The sequence below is a fragment of the Streptomyces sp. BK340 genome (assembly GCF_007827595.1).
Classification (GTDB): domain Bacteria; phylum Actinomycetota; class Actinomycetes; order Streptomycetales; family Streptomycetaceae; genus Streptomyces.
In genome coordinates, this window is sequence record NZ_VISR01000013.1 from 198,708 (window position 1) to 218,003 (window position 19,296).

A 19,296-nucleotide genomic window follows, 5' to 3' on the forward strand; every position below is an offset into this window, starting at 1 on the left:
GCGTATTACCGAGTATTTCTACGCTCCGGCCTGTGGACCCCATGCATCCAGACCCGCGAGACCCGCACCCTACGCCTCAGGTCGGTGTCGTCGTCATCGGCTACAACGACGCCGACCACGTGGTCGACGCCGTACGTTCGGCACTCGACCAGGGCACCGCCGTCGGTGAGGTCGTCGCCGTGGACGACTGCTCGACGGACGGCAGCGGCGAGCTGCTGGCGCGCCTGGCCGCCGACGAGCCCAGACTACGGATCGTGCGCCGGGAGACCAACAGCGGCGGCTGCGGCAGCCCGCGCAACACCGGGATCGACGCGGTGACGATGCCGTACGTGATGTTCCTGGACAGCGACGACGTGCTGCCGCCCGGTGCGGTGGACGCGCTGCTGGCGGCGGCCGAGGGAGCGCACGCCGAGGTCGCGAGCGGGCTGTGCGTGCGCCGGGAGCTGCCCTCGGGGCGGGAACAGCCGTGGCAGGCGCGCCTGTACACGGCGCACACCGTCCTCACGCACCCCTCCCAGCGCCCCCGCCTGGTCCACGACACGCTGTGCGTCAACAAGCTGTACCGGACCGCCTTCCTGCGCGAGCACGGCATCCGCTTCCCCGAGGGGCGCTTCCTCTACGAGGACTTCGTGTTCACCGCGCGCGTGCTCGCCGCCGCGCCGCGCATCACGCTCGTACCGGACCGCGTGTACGTGTGGCACGTACGCCGGTCGGCCGAGCAGCTGTCGCTCTCCCTGGACCGGGGGCGGATCGACAACTGGAAGGCGCGTACGGAGGCGTGCGCGATGGCGTACGACATTCTGCTGGGCGCCGGGCAGAAGGAGCTGGCGCGGGCGGCGCGGGCGAAGTTCCTCGACCACGAGCTGCGCATGTACGCGCGCGAACTGGGTCTGCGCGACGGTGACTACCAGCGCGCGTGGTGGGCGCACACCCGGGAGTACCTCGCGCGCTACGACGCCGCCGACTGGGAGGCGAACCCGTCGGCACCCGGCCGGCTGCTGGCGCGGGTCGTCCTGGAGTCCCCGGAGCCGTGCGACCTGCCCCGGCTGAAGGAGCTGGCCGCGCGCCCGGCCCGGCTGCTCCCGCCCTACGACCGCACGCCGGACGGCACGCCCGTCTGGTCCGCCGACCTCCCCCAGGCCTCCCTCACCCCCCTGCTGACCCGCCCCACCCGCCTCCTGCCGCTCACCGTGGAGGCGGAACTGCGCCCCCGCGCGCGGGGCACCCGGCTGCGCCTGCGGCTGCACGAGCTGTACGGACGGGTGGCCGAGGCCGGGCCGCAGGAGGTGGAGGTGGAGTGGCAGTCGAGGGAGGACGGACACACGGCCCAGCACGAGCGGACCACCTTCACGCCCTCCGGCACGGACGGCTGGTCGGCCGAGGTACCGGTCGACCTGGACCGGCTCGGCGCGGGCACCTGGGACCTGCGCCTGACCGTGCACTTCGCGGACGGAGCGTCCCGGAGCATGACGGCGCACGCCCTCGCGGGCGCCGGCCGACTGCGTCGGCACGCCGTCCCGAGCTTCCGGCACGCCGTGCTGCTGGTCCAGCCGTACGCCACCCACTCCGGCGCACTGGCACTACGCGTGGCCACCGGGATACGGGGTGTCATGAAGGTGGCCGACGGACGACTCCGCCGCCTGCTTCACTGAGACCCACTGGACTTCACCGGGACCCATCGGACTTCACCGGGGACCCGCACGACCGAGAGCCACCGGCCACGTCACGACAGGCCGGCTGACGAGGGGAGGCCGCACATGACCTGGCTGATCACCGGCGGTGCCGGATACATCGGGGCGCACGTCGTACGCGCGATGACCGAGGCGGGCGAGCGGACCGTGGTCTACGACGACCTGTCCACCGGTGTCGCCGGACGCGTACCGGACGAGGTACCGCTGGTGCGGGGCTCGATCCTGGACGGCGAGATGCTGGCGCGCACGCTGGCCGAGTACGAGGTGACCGGGGTCGTCCATCTGGCGGCGAAGAAGCAGGTGGGCGAGTCCGTGGACCTCCCGCTGCACTACTACCGGGAGAACGTGGAGGGCCTGCGCGTCCTGCTGGAGGCCGTGACCCAGGCAGACGTCCCGTCCTTCGTCTTCTCCTCCTCGGCCGCCGTCTACGGCATGCCGGACGTGGACCTGGTCACGGAGGAGACCCCCTGCCTGCCCCTGTCCCCCTACGGCGAGACCAAGCTGGCCGGCGAGTGGCTGGTCCGCGCGACGGGCCGGGCGACGGGCCTGGCGACCGCGTCCCTGCGCTACTTCAACGTGGCCGGCGCGGCCACCCCCGCCCTGGCCGACACGGGCGTCTTCAACCTCGTCCCCATGGTCTTCGAGAAGCTCACCGAGGGCGCGGCGCCGCGCATCTTCGGGAACGACTACCCGACCCCCGACGGCACCTGCGTCCGCGACTACATCCACGTGGTCGACCTGGCCGAGGCCCATGTGACGGTCGCCCGCGCCCTGCGCTCCACCCCCGGCCGCGACCTGACCCTCAACATCGGCCGCGGGGAGGGTGTTTCGGTCCGCGAGATGATCGACCACATCAACGCGGCCACCGGCTACGACCGCCCCCCGACGGTCACCCCGCGCCGCCCCGGCGACCCCGCCCGCGTGGTCGCCTCCGCCGACCGCATCGCCACCGAGCTCGGCTGGCAGGCCAAGTACGACGTCCACGACATGATCACCTCGGCCTGGGAGGGCTGGGTACGTCTGCACCCGGAGGCGGCGCGGTCATAGGCTCCGGGCACGACCGCCCCCTCGCGCACCGAACGTGCCGTCGGCGCCGTGCTCGGGTCCGCCGTGGGCGACGCCCTCGGTCACCCTTCGAGTTCGGCCCCGAAGGCGCCTTCTCGGCCCGTTTCCCGCACCCCGGACACGGCGGCGAGATGTGCGGGGACGGTGGCCGGGACCCCGGCGAGGCGACCGACGACACGCAGATGGCCGTACTGACCGCCGAGTCGCTGCTGGAGCGCGGGGAGACGGATCTCCCGGACGTGTTCCGGCGCTTCCGGCGCTGGGCGGCCGACGGCCCGAAGGACATCGGCCTCCAGACGGAGGCAGTGCTGACCAGCGGCGCCCCCTGGGACACGGCAGCGGCCCTGCACTTCCGAACGAACCGACGGGCCGCCGGGAACGGGGCGCTGATGCGGGCGGCCCCTTCAGCCGTCCGCTTCGCACGTCACGGCCGTGCGCCCACCATGGGCGCCGCCCGCCGCCTCTCCGCCCTCACCCACGGTGACCCCGCGGCCCGGGAGGGCACGGCCGTCCTGCACGAGCTGATCCGCGTGGCCCTGAGCGGAGAGGATCCGCTCACCGCCGTACCGGACACCCTGGCAGCACTCCACCCCGGCCACCGGGCCCGCTACGCGACCGTCCTCGCCCCCGGCTGGCACCCGGACCGGGCCACCGAGTTCAACGGCGCGGTCTGGCCGTGCCTGGGCTCGGCGGTCCGGGCCCTGCGTACGACGACGTCGTACGAGGAGGCGGTACGCGCGGCGATCGGCCTGGGCGGTGCCACGGACACGGTGGCGGCCGTCGCCGGGGCGCCGGCGGGATCGGTGTACGGGATCGGCGCGATACCGGAACGCTGGACACAGCCGCTGCACGTACCGCTGCCGGGCTTCGGCGACCGGGTACTGCGGGCACGGGAACCGGCCGGCCTGGCCGAGCGGTCGGCATGGACCGCGGCCGGCTGCGGGCAGGGGGTCACAACGCCTTGAGCGCCCCCGCCGTAGCCCGCGCCAGGTTCTCCAGGTAGCCCTTCGGCAGTTTCGGGGAGCGGATCACCACCGAGCGCCAGTACAGGGGGCCGGAGATCAGGTCCAGGGCCAGGTCGGGGTCGACTCCGGCGCGGACCTCGCCCCGGGCCTCCGCCGCCGCCACGATCTTGCTGGCGACCCCTTCCTGGCCGTCCCGCAGCGCCTTCTGCATGGCTTCCGCGATCTCGGGATTGCGGGCCGCCTCCGCCTGGAGGTCGGGGATGATCTGCGAGGCGACGGGGTGGCGCAGGGCGCGGGACGTCACTTCGTACAGCAGCCGCAGGTCCCCTTCCAGGGAGCCCGTGTCGGGGACCGGCAGGCCCAGTACCGCCATCGCCGACACCACGTCCAGCACCAGGTGCAGCTTGGAGCGCCAGCGGCGGTACACCGCCGTCTTGCCGACGCCCGCCCGCCGCGCGATGCCCTCGATGGACATCCGGGCGTACCCGACCGCCGCGAGTTCCTCGAAGACCGCCGCACGGATGGCCTCGGTCACGTCCTCCCGGAGCACGGCAGCCCCGGCGGGTGTCCGGCGGCGCACGCGCTTCGGGGCCTCGTCGGCGTTCGTCGTCATACGAACAAGCATAGGGCGTTACGACGAAACGGTTGCGTCCCGACGGTCGATGGTTCTAGGCTCACGTTGCGACGATACGGTCCCGTCCCGACGTAAGAGAACGTGAAGAGAAGCGTAAGGAAACGGCGGATGGCGGACGAGGACCGCTCAGGCCCGGCGGCAGCCGGACGCACCCCCCTCCCCCGAGCGAAAGCAGCGGATGTGAGCCAGGTCCTCCACACACCGCCCCCCACCCAGGTCCCGGTCGACGACCTCTCGGCGCTGGCCGCCCGGCACGGCCTCACGGTCAGCGGCGCCCGCCCGACCCTGCCGGAGTACGTCCGCCAGCTGTGGGCCCGGCGCCACTTCATCACCGCCTTCGCCACCGCCAAGCTCACCGCCCAGTACAGCCAGGCGAAGCTCGGCCAGGTCTGGCAGGTCATGAACCCGCTCCTGAACGCGGCGGTCTACTACTTCATCTTCGGCGTGCTCCTGGGCACCAGCAAGGGCGTGCCGGACTACATCCCGTTCCTGGTCACGGGCGTGTTCATCTGGACGTTCACACAGAGCTCGATCATGGCGGGCACCCGCGCGATCTCGGGCAACCTCGGCCTGGTCCGCGCCCTGCACTTCCCGCGCGCCGCGCTGCCGATCTCCTTCTGCCTCCAGCAGCTCCAGCAGCTGCTGTTCTCGATGACCGCGCTGGTCGTGATCATCCTGTCCTTCGGCATCCCGATCACGCCCCGCTGGCTGCTCGCGATCCCCGCGCTGATCCTGCAGTCCGTCTTCAACGCGGGCGTGTCGATGATCATGGCCCGGTGGGGTGCCAAGACCCCGGACATCGCGCAGCTGATGCCGTTCGTGCTGCGCACCTGGATGTACGTGTCCGGCGTGATGTGGAGCATCAGCAAGCTCACCAAGAAGGACAACCTGCCGCACATCGTCACGGTCCTGCTGGAGACCAACCCGGCCGCCGTCTACATCGACCTCATGCGGTACGCGCTGATCCACAGCTTCCACGGCAAGCAGCTCCCCCCGCACGTGTGGGCAGCGGCCACCGGCTGGGCGCTGCTGGCCGGCATCGGCGGCTTCATCTACTTCTGGAAGGCTGAGGAGACGTACGGCCGTGGCTGAGCAGACCGCAGAGAACATCCCCACCGTCATCGCCGACGGCGTCGACATCGTCTACCGGGTCAACGGCACCGGCGCGGGCCGCGGCACCGCCACCGCCGCCCTCAACCGCATGCTGCGCCGCAAGCAGGCCGAGAAGGCGGCCGGCGTCCGCCGGGTGCACGCGGTGAAGAAGGTGTCGTTCGTCGCCTACAAGGGCGAGGCGATCGGACTGATCGGCACGAACGGCTCCGGCAAGTCCACGCTGCTCAAGGCCGTGGCCGGGCTTCTCCCGGTGGAGAACGGACACATCTACACCCACGGCCAGCCCTCCCTGCTGGGCGTCAACGCGGCTCTGATGAACGACCTCACCGGCGAACGCAACGTCTACCTCGGCGGCCTCGCCATGGGCATGTCCCGCGAGCAGGTCAAGGAGCGCTACGAGGGCATCGTCGACTTCTCCGGGATCAACGAGAAGGGCGACTTCATCACGCTGCCCATGCGGACGTACTCCTCCGGCATGGCCGCCCGTCTGCGCTTCTCCATCGCCGCCGCCAAGGACCACGACGTCCTGCTGATCGACGAGGCCCTCGCGACCGGCGACCGCTCCTTCCAGAAGCGCTCCGAGGAGCGGATCCGCGAGCTGCGCGAGCAGGCGGGAACGGTCTTCCTGGTCAGCCACAACAACAAGTCGATCCGCGACACCTGCGAGCGGGTCCTGTGGCTGGAGCGCGGCGAGCTGCGCATGGACGGCCCGACCGAGGACGTCATGAAGGAGTACGAGGCCTTCACCGGCGACAAGACCGCGAAGAAGCCGGCACCCAAGAAGGCCGCGCCGAAACCCGAGGCTCCCAAGGTCCCTCTTCCCTCGTGAGCCCTGCTCTTACCTCAGGCGTGGTTATCCCTTTCATACCTCTAGTGACAGTATGTTATGAAAGATGCCCCCCGACGAGCCGAAGGAGTCCCCTGCGATGCCCCAACTCAGTGTCATCGTCTACGGGCCGAACGCCCAGGGGCATCTGACCGAACTGCTCGACTCGCTGGAAGCCCGCCCGCTCCCGGACGCCGAGGTGATCGTCGCCTCGGTCGGCGCCTGGGCGCGGGAGACGGCCGAGGGTCATGCTCCCGAGACGGTCGTGGTGCCCCTGCCGGAAGGAACCGGTGACGCGGCGGCCCGGACGGCGGGCGCCGCGCGGGCGTCCGGCCGCTGGCTGCACTTCGTGCACGCCAAGGACGGCCTGCCCGCCGGCGCGCCCCGGCTGATCGCCGAGCGCACCGCCGAACTGGACGATTCGGTGGACGTCCTTCTCCTGGACCACGTCACCACCACCTGGCAGACCGCCGCCGCCCCCTCCCGCGACGGCCGCCTCCTCGGCGGCGCCGGCCGCGCCGACCTCGCCCTGGAGGAGGCGGCCGACCTGCTGCGCCTCACCCCGCTGCTCGGCACCCGCGCCCTGCGCACCGAGTTCTGGCGGGCGCACGAGGAGCAGCTCACCACCGACGACGAGCCGTACGCCGCCCACGCGGCCCTGCTGCACGCCGGCCGTATCGCCTGCCTGAACCAGGCGGCGTACGAGAACCGCGTGCTGCGCCCCGAGAGCCTGCCGCCCCGCACCTCCGAGCACCGCTTCGCGCTCATCGACCGCTACGAGTCGCTGCTCCCGCTCGCCCGGGACCGCCGCGCCGCCCGCGCGGTCCTGTACGACCTGATGGTCCGCGACCTGGTGCGCACCTTCGCCGGCGAGGACCTGCCCGACGCGGTGGCCCGCGAGTTCTTCCGCCGGGCCTCCCTTGCGGCGGTCCGCTGGCGCCCCGAGGGCCACCAGCGTCCGGCCGGCATCGAGGGCGTCCGGCACGCCCTGCTCGAAGAGGGCGCCTACACCAAGTACCGCGCCTTCCAGGCCGCCAACCGCACCCGCCGGGCCGCCAGGAAGGCCGTACGAAGCCGTAAGCGCCAGGTGGGCGCGAAGCTCCGCGACCAGCAGTACCGCAGGGCGCTCGGCCGCCCGGTCGATCCCGAGCTGGCCGTGTTCGCGGCCTACTGGGAGCGCGGGGTCTCCTGCAACCCGGCCGCCATCGCCGCCAAGCTCGCCGAACTCGCCCCGCACATCCACAGGGTGTGGGTGGTCAACAAGGAGAACGCGGCCCTCCTGCCGCCCGGCACGGACCACGTGATCCCCGGCACCCGCCGCTACTGGGAGACCCTGGCCACCGCCAAGTACCTGACCAACAACGTCAACTTCCCCAACGCGGTGGTCAAACGCCCCGACGCGGTCCACCTCCAGACCCACCACGGCACCCCGCTCAAGCGCATGGGCCTGGACCAGATGGAACACCCGGCCGCCGCCAAGGGTCTGGACTTCGCCGCGCTGCTGGCCCGCATCGACAAGTGGGACTACAGCGTCAGCGCCAACAGCCACTCCACGCGCATGTGGGAGCGCGCCTACCCGGCCCGCTACACCTCCCTGGACTACGGCTATCCGCGCAACGACGTCTTCTACAGCGCCACGGCCGCCGACGTCCGCGCCGCCCGCGAACGCCTCGGCATCGCCCCCGGCAGGACAGCCGTCCTCTACGCCCCCACCCACCGCGACTACGAGGCCGGCTTCACCCCCCGGCTCGACCTCGCGGCGCTCGCCGACCGCCTCGGCGAGGACACGGTCCTCCTGGTCCGCGCCCACTACTTCTACGGCGGCGCCGCCTCCCCGCTGACCGGCCTGCGCCGCTCCGGCCGGATCATCGACGTCTCCTCCTACGACCCCGTCGAGGAGCTGTGCCTGGCCGCCGACGCACTGGTCACGGACTACTCGTCGATCATGTTCGACTACGCCAACCTGGACCGCCCGATCGTCGTCTACGCCGACGACTGGGAGACGTACCGGACCACCCGGGGCGTCTACTTCGACCTGACGGCCGAGGCGCCCGGCCAGGTCGCCCGCACCCAGCAGGAACTCGCGGAGATCTTCCTCTCGGGCGCCTGGCGCGACGAGGGCGCGGCGAAGGCGCGGGCCGCGTTCCGGCGCCGGTTCTGCGAGTACGACGACGGGCGCGCCGCCGAACGGGTCGTCCGCCGGGTCTTCCTCGGCGAACCCGAGCACGCGCTGCCCCCGATGATCCCGCTCGACGAACGCACCCCCGCCCCGACCCCCGAGGAGGCCACGGCATGACGACCCCCGACGTCACGGTGACGGTCATCGTCTACAACGACGCGGCACGTCTCCCCCGGGCGGTCGCATCGCTTCGCGCCCAGACCCACGCCAACATCGAGATCGTCATCAGCGACGACCACTCCACCGACGAGACGCCTTCGGTGGCAAGGGAGTTGGCGGCCCAGGACCACCGCATCCGCTACCTGCGCCTGCCGGAGAACAGCGGTGGCTGCAGCGCCCCGCGCAACCGGGCCATCGAGATCGCCCGGGCGCCGTACCTGATGTTCCTCGACAGCGACGACGAACTCCCGCCGCGCGCGGTCGAGTTGCTGCTGGCCGCACACCGGGAGCGGGAGGTGGACTTCACGATGGGTGCGGTCCGCCGGGTCCGGGTGGACAGCGGGCGCCGCTCGACCTGGATGCCCCACCTGCTGACCGAGCACCGCACCGTGGAGGGCATCGAGTCCGACCCCCGGCTGCTGTTCGAGCACCTGTCCACCAGCAAGATGTACGCCCGCGCGTTCCTCGACCGCCACCGGCTCCGCTTCCCCGAGGGCATCCACTACGAGGACCAGCTCTTCTCGGCGCAGGCCTACTGCCTGGCCAAGGCGTTCACGATCATCCCGGACCCGGTGTACGTCTGGTACATCGAGCCGTTCGCGGCCGCCGCGTCGGCGTCCATCTCCAACCAGCGGCACAAGATCTCCAACGTCGGCGACCGGGTGCACGTACAGCGCCTGATCGACGACTTCCTGGTGGAGAGCGGACACGCGGCCCTGCGGGAGGACAAGGACTACAAGTTCCTCAAGCACGACTTCCGGATGTACGCGGGCGACCTGCCCTACCGGGACTCCGAGTGGCTGGAGTCCTTCGCCGAGATCATGAACCCGTACCTGGACACGCTGGCCGAGGGCGCCTTCGCCCGGCTGCCCCGCCCGGAACGGGTGGTCCTCCAACTCCTGCGCGACGGCCGCCTGTCCGACGCCCAGCAGGCGGCGCGGGGCCTGGGCAACGGCGTGGCACCGAGGCACGTCACCGCCGACGACTCCGGCACCACGTACTGGGGCGACACCGTCCCCTCCTCCGACCGGGCCCGTCACGAACTGGACGTCTCCGACCTGGAGCTGGACACCCGCCCCTTCCCCAGCGCCCACTTCCGCCACGAGATCACCGAACTCGTCCCGGGCCCCGGAGCCTCCCTCACCCTCGCGATCCGCACCTACGACCCCGGCCTGCGACTCCCGGTGGGACCGCAGCGAGCCAGTCTGGTGGTGGCCCCCGGCCGACGCCGCATGACGGTCCCGTTCCGCCTGGACCCGATCCGCCCGGGTGTCTTCGAGGGCCGCGTCCGCCTGGACCTCTCGACGGCGCCGCTTCCTGTGCAGGGCTTCGCCGGAGTACGCCACCCCCTGCTGCGCCTCGAACAGCAGGGCCTGGCCCACTCGGGCCTCCTCCTGGCCCCGCTGGACTTCCCCGCCGTCACGGCCCGCATCGACTACCGCTCCGGCGCCACCCCGCACAACGTCACCGTCGAGCCGGAGGGCCGCAACCCCGGCCGCCTGCAGATCCGCTGGCACCCCGTGGGAGTCACGGCCCGCGTCATCCGCCCGATGGTCCAGAAGGTGGCCCGCCCGAAGGTCCGCAACGCGGTCCGGCTTGCGGCGAGCGTGCTGCGCTAGCGGGGCCGTCATCCGTCTGCGGGCGCGTGGGAGCTGGTCGTGCAATTCCCACGCGCCCCCGGTGAGTTGCAGCCCCGTCGGCTGTGTGGCCGCGGTGTACGGCGGCGGTCAGCGCGCCACCTGGTACAGCACCTGTCCACCCGGTCCGGTGGCGACCTGCCGCAACCACGGCTCCGCGGCCCCCTTGCCGCCCACGACCCAGCGCACCCCGTACTCCCGCACTATCGCCCGCCGCGTGTCTCCGGACGTACCCGCCGCGAAGTACCGCGTCACCGCCGCATCCCGCCTCCCCGCGTCCGGCAGGAACACATCGGGATACCCGGGAGCCACGGTGTAGGGCCCGTACGCGGGAATCTGCCGGGACGGAAACGTACGGGCCATGACCACGTCCCCGTACTTCACCCAGGGCGTGATCCACTGATACCCGACCCACGGCGTGTGGTACTTCGCCGCGACCGCACCGGGCAACGCGTCCCGCCCGGCCACGTACCCGAGCGTCCCCGCCTGCGCCCACGCGCCCACGGCCAGCGCGGCGCCGAGCGCGCACGCCCAGCCCGCTCGCACGGCCCGCTTCCCCGCCGACACGACCTCCAGCGCGGCCGCCAGCTGAGCGGGGATCAGCACGGCCGGCAGGGCGCGACCCCACGAGTAGTGCCCGGTCAGCCCGCCGGCGGCGAACACCAGCACACCGAGGACGAAGAAGAGGACGAGGGGATCCCAGCGGTCCCGGCGCGCGCGCAGGCCCAGCGCCACGACCCCCAGCAGCGCCAGCCCGAACCGCTCGGCGAGGTGGTCGTACAGTGGCCGGTGGATCGCCTCGAGGTCCGCGCCCGCGGAGAAGAGCGAGAAGAAGTCGTAGTACGGCCAGAGCCACAGCAGCACCACGCCGAGGGCCAGAGCGGCACCGAGCCGCAGCAGCACCTCACGGCCCGGCCGTGCCGCGATCACCATCGCCAGCGCGCCCAGCGAGGCCACCACCCCGGTGAACTGGTGGCACAGCAGGATCAGCCCCCACAGCAGCCCCAGTCCCAGCCACACCGCCCAGCGGGTCTCGGCGCGCAGCGCCCGGGTGAGCCAGGCCCAGAAGTGGAAGGACAGGCCGAGCGCGAACACGCTGGGGTACGACACCGTCAGCGCGAGCGAGTTGAGGCCGAGGAAGCCGCTCCAGTTGAAGAGGAGGGGGCCCCAGAGGAAGAGCAGGCTCAGGATCGCCAGGGCGGGCGCCGCACGGTGGGCGCTGAGCGTGCGGACGTACCGCCACACCCCGGTGGCCAGCAGGCCGAGCCCGACGACCGCGCCGATCCGCAGCACGTCGAACACCGACAGGCTGGTGATCCTGGCGAGGCAGCCCAGCAGCAGCATCCAGGGCGAGTAGTACGGGCTCGGTGTGTCGGCGGCGACCAGCGGGTTCCCGGGGTTCAGCAGGCTGTGCCGCAGCCGCTGCACGGTGGCCGCGTGCATGCCGAGGTCGCCCGCCCAGGGCAGGCGGACGATCACCAGGAGCATCAGCACCAGTACCAGCGCGGCGGCGGCCTGCGGCAACGCCCGCACCACGCTCGCGGCGCTAGGCGGCGCGGCGCGCATCCTGCTGGAACACCCAGGTGCGGTAGACGAGGAAACGGAAGGCGGAGGCGAGCACGATCGATAGCGCCTTCGCCACATTCGATTCGAACGCGCTGTGCATTTCGAGCCCGTGATAACCGACCCAGAACAGGCCGCTTTCCATCACCACGCCGAGACCGCTGAAGACGAAGAACAGGACGATCTGACGGCGGGAGCGCGAGGCCCGGTCGCGATAGGCGTAATAGCGGAAGCCCAGGTAATTGGTCGCCATCGCGATGCAGCTGGCCAGGACCGTCGCGGTCATCGCCTGCCAACGCAGGCCGTGCAGCAGCAGGTTGAACACCAGGAAATTGACGAGGACGCCGCTGCCGCCGACGACCCCGAATTTCACGACTTCCAGCACGACACGCGTGACGGGCCGGGCCGGAGCCGGCGCGGTTGCCACCGGGCGGGTCTCGGTGAGGTTCACTGTCACACCGCAGACCATATCGGAAACGCGCCGATTAGCAGGAAAGGGTAAATTCGCTGATCTTTTTTGCCTAAAGGTCGGCAAGAAACGGAACGCCCCGGGCCGATATGACATCGGCCCAGGGCGTCCTGAGTCGTACGACTGCCGTACGGCTACGAATGCGTGCGCAGCAGCGTCCGCATCGTCCGCATCGCCACCGACAGGTTGGCGAGGTCGAAGGATTCCGAACCGCGGATCTCCTCCAGGGTGGAGCGCGCCCGGCCCAGGATCGCCGAGTTCTTCTGCTCCCATGCCTGGTAGCGCTGCTCCGGGCTGGAGGAGCCGTTGCCGGCCGCGAGGACGTCCGCCGTGAGCGCCGAGTGGGCCGCGTACAGGTCCTCGCGGATGGAGGCGCGGGCCATCGACTGCCAGCGGTCGGCGCGGGGCAGCTCGATGATGCGGTCCATCAGCTGCGTGATGCTGAGGCGGTCGGCGAGGTCGTAGTAGACCTCGGCGACGTCCAGCGGCTCCTTGCCCATGCGGTCGGCCACGGAGACGATGTCCAGCGCCGGGAAGGCCGAGGAGAACCCGGCCACGCGGGTGGCCAGCTCGTCCGGGACGCCGACGGCGGACAGCTCGTCGTACACGTGCTGGTACCACTCGAGGTCCGCACCGCGCAGCAGCTTGGGCAGCTCCTGCCAGACCTGCTCGACCCGCTCGCCGAAGAACTCCATGGTCTCGGCGAGCTGCAGCGGCTGCGGCCGGTTGTTCAGCAGCCAGCGCGTGCCGCGCTCGACCAGGCGGCGCGAGTGCAGCCGGATCCGGGTCTGGACGGTCGCGTCGACCTTGTTGTCCAGCTCCTCGACCGCGTCCCACACCGGCGCCGAGCGGAAGATCGCGCGGGCCGCGGTCTGGGCGCGGACGATCTCCTCCAGCGAGGCACCCGTCTCCTCGCGCAGGCGGTGCAGGTACGTCGTACCGCCCGTGTTGACCGTGTCGTTGACCAGCACGGTCGTGGTGATCTCGCGGCGCAGCGGGTGGCTGTCGACCGCGTCCGCGAACCGCTCGCGCAGCGCCGTCGGGAAGTACGCGTGCAGCAGGGTGCGCAGGTACGGGTCGTCCGGCAGCGAGGTGTGCAGCAGCTCCTCGGCGACCGTGATCTTCGTGTACGCCAGCAGGACGGCCGTCTCCGGCCCGGTCAGGCCCTGGCCCTGGCCGAGCCGCTCGCGGATCTGGCGGTCGGTGGGCAGGAACTCCAGCGCCCGGTCGAGGTCGCCCTCGCGGACCAGGTGGCGGATGAACCGCTGCTGCGCGTGCAGCATGTCCTTGGACTGGGCGAGGGCGTTGGCGAGCGCCGTGTTCTGCGCGTAGTTGTTGCGCAGCACCAGGGCGCCGACCTCGTCGGTCATCTCGGCGAGCAGCTTGTTGCGCTGCTTGACGGTCATGTCGCCGTCCGCGACCAGGCCGTTCAGCAGGATCTTGATGTTCACCTCGTGGTCGGAGGTGTCCACACCGGCGCTGTTGTCGATCGCGTCGGTGTTGATCCGGCCGCCGTGCAGCGCGAACTCGATACGGCCCAGCTGGGTCAGGCCCAGGTTGCCGCCCTCGCCGACGACCTTGACGCGCAGGTCGCCGCCGTCGACGCGGATGGCGTCGTTGGCCTTGTCGCCGACGTCGGCGTTGGACTCCGCCGACGACTTCACGTACGTGCCGATGCCGCCGTTCCACAGCAGGTCCACCGGCGCCTGGAGGATCGCCTTCATCAGGTCGGCCGGGGTCATCTTGGAGATCTTCTCCTCGATGCCCAGGGCCTCACGGATGTGCGCGTTGAGCGGGATCGCCTTGGCCGTGCGCGGGAAGATCCCGCCGCCCGCCGACAGCAGCTCGGTGTTGTAGTCCTCCCAGCTGGAGCGGGGCAGCTCGAACAGACGGCGGCGCTCGGCGTAGGAGGTGGCCGCGTCCGGCGTCGGGTCGATGAAGATGTGCCGGTGGTCGAAGGCGGCGACCAGGCGGATGTGCTCGCTCAGCAGCATGCCGTTGCCGAACACGTCACCGGACATGTCACCGATGCCGACGACCGTGAAGTCCTCGGTCTGCGTGTCCACGCCCAGCTCGCGGAAGTGCCGCTTCACGGACTCCCAGGCGCCGCGCGCGGTGATGCCCATGCCCTTGTGGTCGTAGCCGGCCGAGCCGCCGGAGGCGAAGGCGTCGCCGAGCCAGAAGTTGTACTTCTCGGCGACCCCGTTGGCGATGTCGGAGAACGTCGCCGTGCCCTTGTCGGCCGCGACCACCAGGTAGGTGTCGTCGCCGTCGTGGCGGACCACGTCCTGCGGCGGCACGACCTCGCCGGCCACCATGTTGTCGGTGATGTCGAGCAGCGCCGAGATGAACGTCTTGTAGCTGGCGATGCCCTCGGCCAGCCATGCGTCCCGGTCGACGGCCGGGTCCGGCAGCTGCTTGGCGACGAAGCCGCCCTTGGCGCCGACCGGCACGATGACGGTGTTCTTCACCATCTGCGCCTTGACCAGGCCGAGGATCTCGGTACGGAAGTCCTCACGGCGGTCCGACCAGCGCAGGCCGCCTCGGGCGACCTTGCCGAAGCGCAGGTGCACGCCCTCGACACGCGGCGAGTACACCCAGATCTCGTAGGCCGGGCGCGGCGCGGGCAGGTCCGGGATGGCCTGCGGGTCGAACTTCATGGACACGTACTCGTGCGGCTGGCCGCCGAGCGCCTCCTGGAAGAAGTTCGTGCGCAGGGTCGCCTTGATGACGGTCAGGAACGAGCGCAGGATGCGGTCCTCGTCCAGGCTCGCCACCTGGTCCAGGGCCGCCTCCAGCTCCTCCAGCAGGGCGTCCACGATCTCCAGGCCGGCCTTCTGCCGGTCCGGGGACATCCGCGCCTCGAACAGGGAGACGAGGAGCCGGGTCGTGTGGACGTTGTTGCGGAGGGTGTCCTCCATGTAGTCCTGGCTGAAGGTGGAGCCGGCCTGCCGAAGGTACTTGGCGTACGCGCGCAGCACCGTCGCCTGCCGCCAGTTCAGCCCGGCGCTCAGCACGAGGGCGTTGAAGCCGTCGTTCTCCGCCTGGCCGGTCCAGGTCGCGGCGAACGCCTCCTGGAACCGCTCACGGCCGTCGTCGCCGAGGTAGTCGCCGCTGGGGCCGGCCAGCGCCTTGGGCAGGCGCAGGCCGAAGTCGTAGATCCAGGCGACGGTGCGGTCCGCGCAGCGCAGCTCGTACGGCCGCTCGTCCACGACCTCGACGCCGAGCCGGTTGAGGACCGGCAGCACGGCGGACAGCGAGACCGCGTCGCCCTTGCGGTAGATCTTGAAGCGGCGCTCACCGGGGGCCGCGCCCACCGGCTCGTACAGGCTGAGCGAGAAGTCGTTGCCCTTCTCCTCGCTGAGCCGCTCCAGGTGGATCAGGTCGGCGACCGCCGCACGCGGGCTGTGGTCGGCCTTGTAGCCCTCCGGGAAGGAGTTGCCGCCGTAGTAGCGGCGCAGCAGCTCGGCCGCGCGCTCCTCGCCGCACTCGGCGTTCAGCGCCTCGCCGAACCCGTCCGCCCAGGAGCGGGCGGCCTCGACCAGGCGGGCCTCGATGCGGTCCTTGTCGGCCTCCGACAGCTGGGGCAGCTCGGTGCCCGGCGGGACCCGGACGACGAAGTGCAGCCGGGACAGGATCGACTCGGTGTTCCAGGCGGTGAAGTCGACGCTGATGCCGCCGAGCTCCTCCTTCAGGATGTCGATGATCCGCAGCCGGACGCCGGTGGTGTAGCGGTCCCGCGGGAGGTACACGAGGGCCGAGTAGTAGCGGCCGTACTCGTCCTGGCGCAGGTACAGCCGCAGCCGGCGGCGCTCCTGCAGGTACAGGACGCTCGTCGCGATGGCCTGCAGCTCGGCGGCGGGGGTCTGGAACAGCTCGTCGCGCGGGTAGGTCTCCAGGATCTGGAGCAGGTCGCGGCCGTCGTGGCTCTCGGGCGAGAAGCCGGCGCGCTGCAGGACCTCGTCGACCTTGCGCCGGATGACCGGGACCCGGCGGACGGACTCGGTGTAGGCGGCGGAGGAGAACAGACCGAGGAAACGGCGCTCGCCGACGACGTTGCCGTCCGCGTCGAACTTCTTCACGCCGACGTAGTCCAGGTACGACGGCCGGTGCACGGTGGCCCGGCTGTTCGCCTTGGTCAGCACCAGCTGCTTGTGCTCGCGGGCCTTGGCCCGGGCGTCGGCCGGCAGCCGCTCGAAGGAGGGGCTGACCGGGTGCTGGTCGTCCTCGGCGTGGTGCGGGTCGGAGCGCAGGATGCCGAGGCCGGTGCCGGGAACGGCGGCGAGGGTGTCGTCCTCGCGCAGCTGGTACTCGCGGAAGCCGAGGAAGGTGAAGTGGTCGCTGGACAGCCAGCGCAGCAGCTCGCGGGCCTCCTCGACCTCGGGCGCGGGAAGGTCGGCCGGCCGGGGCTCGCTCACCAGCTCGTCGGCGATCCGGGCCGCCGCGTCCCGCATCTTCTCCCAGTCCTCGACGGCCTCGCGGACGTCGGACAGGACACGCAGCAGGTCGGCGGTGATCTGCTTCAGATCGGCGCGGTCCGTCCCGCGGTCGATCTCGACGTGGATCCAGGACTCGATGTGCGCGTCGTGCGGAAGGTCGCCGGCGAGGGACGCGGCGGGCAGCACCTCGATGAGCTTGCCGGTGAGGTCGCGCCGGACGACGATCTGCGGGTGGATGACGACGTGGATGCCGCGTCCCTGCCGGGTCAGCTCGTTGGTGACCGAGTCGACGAGGAAGGGCATGTCGTCGGTGACCACCTCCACGACGGTGTGGCTGCAGGTCCACCCGTTCTCCTCCACCGTCGGGGTGTGCACCCGGACGTTGGCGGTCCCCTGCGGGCGGTTCTCGGCGAGCCGGTAGTGCGAGACCGCGGCGCCGAAGACGTCGACCGGGTCGCGGTCCGAGAGGTCTTCCGGGGCGGTGTGCAGGTAGTAGCGCTGGAGGAACGCGAGCACGGACTCGGTGTCGGGAGTGCCGGCGGATCCCTCGCCCGTCGTCCCGGTCGGTAGGTGCCCCCCGACCGGGCTGTTCTCAGCTACCCGGGCGGCCCGTTCGAGCAGCTCGGTCTTGGCTTCGTCCAGCTTGGTCTGCATTGTCCTCTGGCTCCTGTCGCGCGCCGTTGCGTGACGTAGAAGGAAAAACGGTCTCTTCCCCTCCGGCTCGACGCCACGGCCCGGGGTTTCCGGACCGATCCGACGCTATGCCGCGAGGTGAGATGAGCGGGGGGTATTCGGCCATTGTTGGCGCGCCCGTCAGATGTGACGCTGCTCTCGGCACCGCCGCTTCCCGGGCCGTCATCGGCGTCCTGGGGGCTTCCGCGCCCCCGTCCCGCCCGCGAAGACCAGCGACCGCCGCCCGGTCACGGAGGTGTTCCGTGCAACCCGGGCGCAGGGCGGGAGCAGGATCGCCCCCGCGAGATATCGCGCTGATCACGCCACAAGGCTATCGCTCCCTACCCGGGCCCCGTCATGAGCCGTATGTGTACAAAACAGGGGGTCGAAGTTTGACGTTCTGCACAGGGGCGGGGCGGTGGCAGGTGGCGTATCCGGTCGCGCCCGGACGCCGCGGGACGCACCCTGAAAGCGACGGGCCCTCTTGGCAAGCACGCCCTGGGAAGGCACGTTGCCTGCAACAGTGCCCGTCCCCCGCGGAGGGGACAGTGCCGCCCCGGAGGAGCCGACATGCCCGCGAAGATCCTCATCATCACCGGCGACGCAGCGGAGTCCCTGGAAGTCCTCTACCCCTACCAGCGGCTGCGCGAGGAAGGCTACGACGTCCACATCGCGGCTCCCACCCGCAAGACGCTCCGCTTCGTCGTCCACGACTTCGAGCCCGGCTTCGACACCTATACCGAGAAGCCCGGCTACACCTGGCCCGCCGACCTCGCCTTCTCCGAGGTGGACCCCGGTCAGTACGCGGCGATCGTCATCCCCGGCGGCCGCGCCCCCGAGTACCTGCGCAACGACCCCGAACTGCGCAAGATCCTCAAGGCCTTCTTCGACGCGGACAAGCCCGTCGCCCAGATCTGCCACGGCCCTCTGCTGACCGCCGCGATCGACACCCTGCGCGGCCGCCGCGTCACGGCGTACCCGGCCCTGGAACTGGACATGCAGACCGCGGGAGCCCACTTCGAGGACAGCGAAGCGGTGGTCGACGGCACCCTGGTCTCCTCCCGCGCCTGGCCGGACCATCCGGCGTGGATGCGGGAGTTCCTGAAGGTGCTCAGGGCCAAGGCGCCGGTCAGCTGAGCGCCGGGGAGGATCGGGCGAGGCTCACGCCGCCAGCCGCTGCGCCTCCGCCACCGCCTCGGCCAGCGTGTCCACGACCGGAACCCCGACCTCCTCCAGGCTGGCCCGGCTGTGCGACCCCCCGGTGTACAGCACGGCTCCCGCCCCCACGTGCCGCGCGGCAACCGCGTCGTCCGCGGCATCACCGATCACCACGGTCCGCGCCACCTCGACCGCCCCGGACAGCGCCTTGAGGTGGCGCACCATGTGCTCGGCCTTGCTGCCACCGGACGGTCCCGTACGCCCGTCGACCCGTATGAAGTGCGACTCGATCCCGAAGCCCCGTACCAGCGGCACAAGCTCCTCGTGCCCGTACATGCTCAGCAACGACTGGCTGTGCCCCGCAGACCGCCATCCCGCGAGCAGCTCGGCCGCGCCCGTGGTCAGCCCGCAGCGGACCCGGTGCTCCGCGTAGTACCGGTGGAAGACCTCGTCCATCTGCTCCCACTCGGCATCCGTGGGCAGCCGCCCGAGCAACCGCTCGTAGAACTTCGGCACCGGCACGCAGTACAGCGCGCGGTACTGCTCCAGCGTGATCGGCGCCAGCCCCAGCTCGGCGAAGGCCGCGTTCGTCGCCCCGATGATCGCGTCATTGTCGTGGAACAGGGTCCCGTTCCAGTCCCAGACGATGTGCGCGCTTCCGTGCATCCCCATGCCGAAAACCGTACCCGCCCCGACTGACAATCAGGGCGGGCAGACGGGCCGGGG

General features: G+C 71.2%; 12 protein-coding genes and 1 pseudogene. 8 read left to right on the plus strand and 5 right to left on the minus strand.

Features of this window, described 5'->3' with window-relative positions; all coding sequences use genetic code 11:
• Nucleotides 1-41: 41 nt before the first annotated feature.
• The 3 genes and pseudogenes from FB157_RS23570 (at nt 42) to FB157_RS23580 (ending at nt 3,721) form a co-directional block, all read left to right on the plus strand.
• The gene (locus FB157_RS23570; RefSeq protein ID WP_145882635.1) at nt 42-1,652 is read left to right on the plus strand and encodes a glycosyltransferase family 2 protein; all 1,611 of its coding nucleotides are present in this window, start codon (nt 42-44) and stop codon (nt 1,650-1,652) included.
• Between the two features lie 105 nt (nt 1,653-1,757).
• Nucleotides 1,758-2,738: a UDP-glucose 4-epimerase GalE gene (galE, locus tag FB157_RS23575; RefSeq protein WP_145882592.1), complete on the plus strand. Its 981-nt coding sequence runs from the start codon at nt 1,758-1,760 to the stop codon at nt 2,736-2,738.
• Between the two features lie 48 nt (nt 2,739-2,786).
• Nucleotides 2,787-3,721, plus strand: a pseudogene (locus FB157_RS23580) (ADP-ribosylglycohydrolase family protein).
• On the opposite strand, the gene FB157_RS23585 reads toward FB157_RS23580, so the two are convergent.
• Nucleotides 3,708-4,334, minus strand: coding sequence for a TetR/AcrR family transcriptional regulator (locus FB157_RS23585; protein WP_145882593.1), 627 nt, complete (start codon nt 4,332-4,334; stop codon nt 3,708-3,710). The pseudogene FB157_RS23580 and the gene FB157_RS23585 overlap by 14 nt on opposite strands.
• 201 nt (nt 4,335-4,535) lie before the next feature.
• On the opposite strand from FB157_RS23585, the gene FB157_RS23590 reads away from it, so the two are divergent.
• The 4 genes from FB157_RS23590 to FB157_RS23605 all read left to right on the plus strand — a co-directional run bounded on the left by FB157_RS23590 (nt 4,536) and on the right by FB157_RS23605 (nt 10,251).
• A complete protein-coding gene (locus FB157_RS23590; RefSeq protein WP_145882594.1) occupies nt 4,536-5,447 on the plus strand; it encodes an ABC transporter permease in 912 nt (303 codons plus the stop codon).
• The gene (locus FB157_RS23595; RefSeq protein ID WP_145882595.1) at nt 5,440-6,297 is read left to right on the plus strand and encodes an ABC transporter ATP-binding protein; all 858 of its coding nucleotides are present in this window, start codon (nt 5,440-5,442) and stop codon (nt 6,295-6,297) included. The genes FB157_RS23590 and FB157_RS23595 overlap by 8 nt, the downstream gene beginning before the upstream one ends.
• Before the next feature lie 97 nt (nt 6,298-6,394).
• A complete protein-coding gene (locus FB157_RS23600; RefSeq protein ID WP_145882596.1) occupies nt 6,395-8,590 on the plus strand; it encodes a CDP-glycerol glycerophosphotransferase family protein in 2,196 nt (731 codons plus the stop codon).
• The gene (locus tag FB157_RS23605; protein ID WP_145882597.1) at nt 8,587-10,251 is read left to right on the plus strand and encodes a glycosyltransferase family 2 protein; all 1,665 of its coding nucleotides are present in this window, start codon (nt 8,587-8,589) and stop codon (nt 10,249-10,251) included. The genes FB157_RS23600 and FB157_RS23605 overlap by 4 nt, the downstream gene beginning before the upstream one ends.
• 108 nt (nt 10,252-10,359) lie before the next feature.
• Here FB157_RS23605 and FB157_RS23610 read toward each other — a convergent pair whose 3' ends face one another.
• From FB157_RS23610 to FB157_RS23620, 3 genes are all read right to left on the minus strand, one after another.
• Nucleotides 10,360-11,835 (minus strand): hypothetical protein, encoded by a 1,476-nt coding sequence (locus FB157_RS23610; protein WP_186581650.1) that lies wholly within the window; start codon nt 11,833-11,835, stop codon nt 10,360-10,362.
• Nucleotides 11,816-12,289, minus strand: a complete 474-nt coding sequence (locus tag FB157_RS23615; RefSeq protein WP_261386480.1) for a GtrA family protein — start codon at nt 12,287-12,289, stop codon at nt 11,816-11,818. Before FB157_RS23615 ends, FB157_RS23610 begins: the two co-directional genes overlap by 20 nt.
• A 146-nt stretch (nt 12,290-12,435) precedes the next feature.
• Entirely contained in the window at nt 12,436-17,394 is a 4,959-nt protein-coding gene (locus FB157_RS23620; RefSeq protein ID WP_145882599.1) for an NAD-glutamate dehydrogenase, read from the minus strand.
• A gap of 588 nt (nt 17,395-17,982) precedes the next feature.
• Here FB157_RS23620 and FB157_RS23625 point away from each other — a divergent pair.
• Complete coding sequence (locus FB157_RS23625; protein WP_145882600.1) at nt 17,983-18,549, plus strand: DJ-1/PfpI family protein; 567 nt, start codon at nt 17,983-17,985, stop codon at nt 18,547-18,549.
• Nucleotides 18,550-18,573: 24 nt separating this feature from the next.
• Here FB157_RS23625 and FB157_RS23630 read toward each other — a convergent pair whose 3' ends face one another.
• Nucleotides 18,574-19,242, minus strand: coding sequence for an HAD family hydrolase (locus tag FB157_RS23630; protein ID WP_145882601.1), 669 nt, complete (start codon nt 19,240-19,242; stop codon nt 18,574-18,576).
• Nucleotides 19,243-19,296 lie beyond the last annotated feature (54 nt).

Coding starts and splice junctions, on each gene's coding strand:
- FB157_RS23610 (WP_186581650.1), bottom strand. CDS start 11,835: ATGCGCGCCGCGCCGCCTAGCGCCGCGAGCGTGGTGCGGGCGTTGCCG.
- FB157_RS23605 (WP_145882597.1), top strand. CDS start 8,587: ATGACGACCCCCGACGTCACGGTGACGGTCATCGTCTACAACGACGCG.
- FB157_RS23630 (WP_145882601.1), bottom strand. CDS start 19,242: ATGGGGATGCACGGAAGCGCGCACATCGTCTGGGACTGGAACGGGACC.
- FB157_RS23600 (WP_145882596.1), top strand. CDS start 6,395: ATGCCCCAACTCAGTGTCATCGTCTACGGGCCGAACGCCCAGGGGCAT.
- galE (WP_145882592.1), top strand. CDS start 1,758: ATGACCTGGCTGATCACCGGCGGTGCCGGATACATCGGGGCGCACGTC.
- FB157_RS23625 (WP_145882600.1), top strand. CDS start 17,983: ATGCCCGCGAAGATCCTCATCATCACCGGCGACGCAGCGGAGTCCCTG.
- FB157_RS23585 (WP_145882593.1), bottom strand. CDS start 4,334: ATGACGACGAACGCCGACGAGGCCCCGAAGCGCGTGCGCCGCCGGACA.
- FB157_RS23570 (WP_145882635.1), top strand. CDS start 42: ATGCATCCAGACCCGCGAGACCCGCACCCTACGCCTCAGGTCGGTGTC.
- FB157_RS23620 (WP_145882599.1), bottom strand. CDS start 17,394: ATGCAGACCAAGCTGGACGAAGCCAAGACCGAGCTGCTCGAACGGGCC.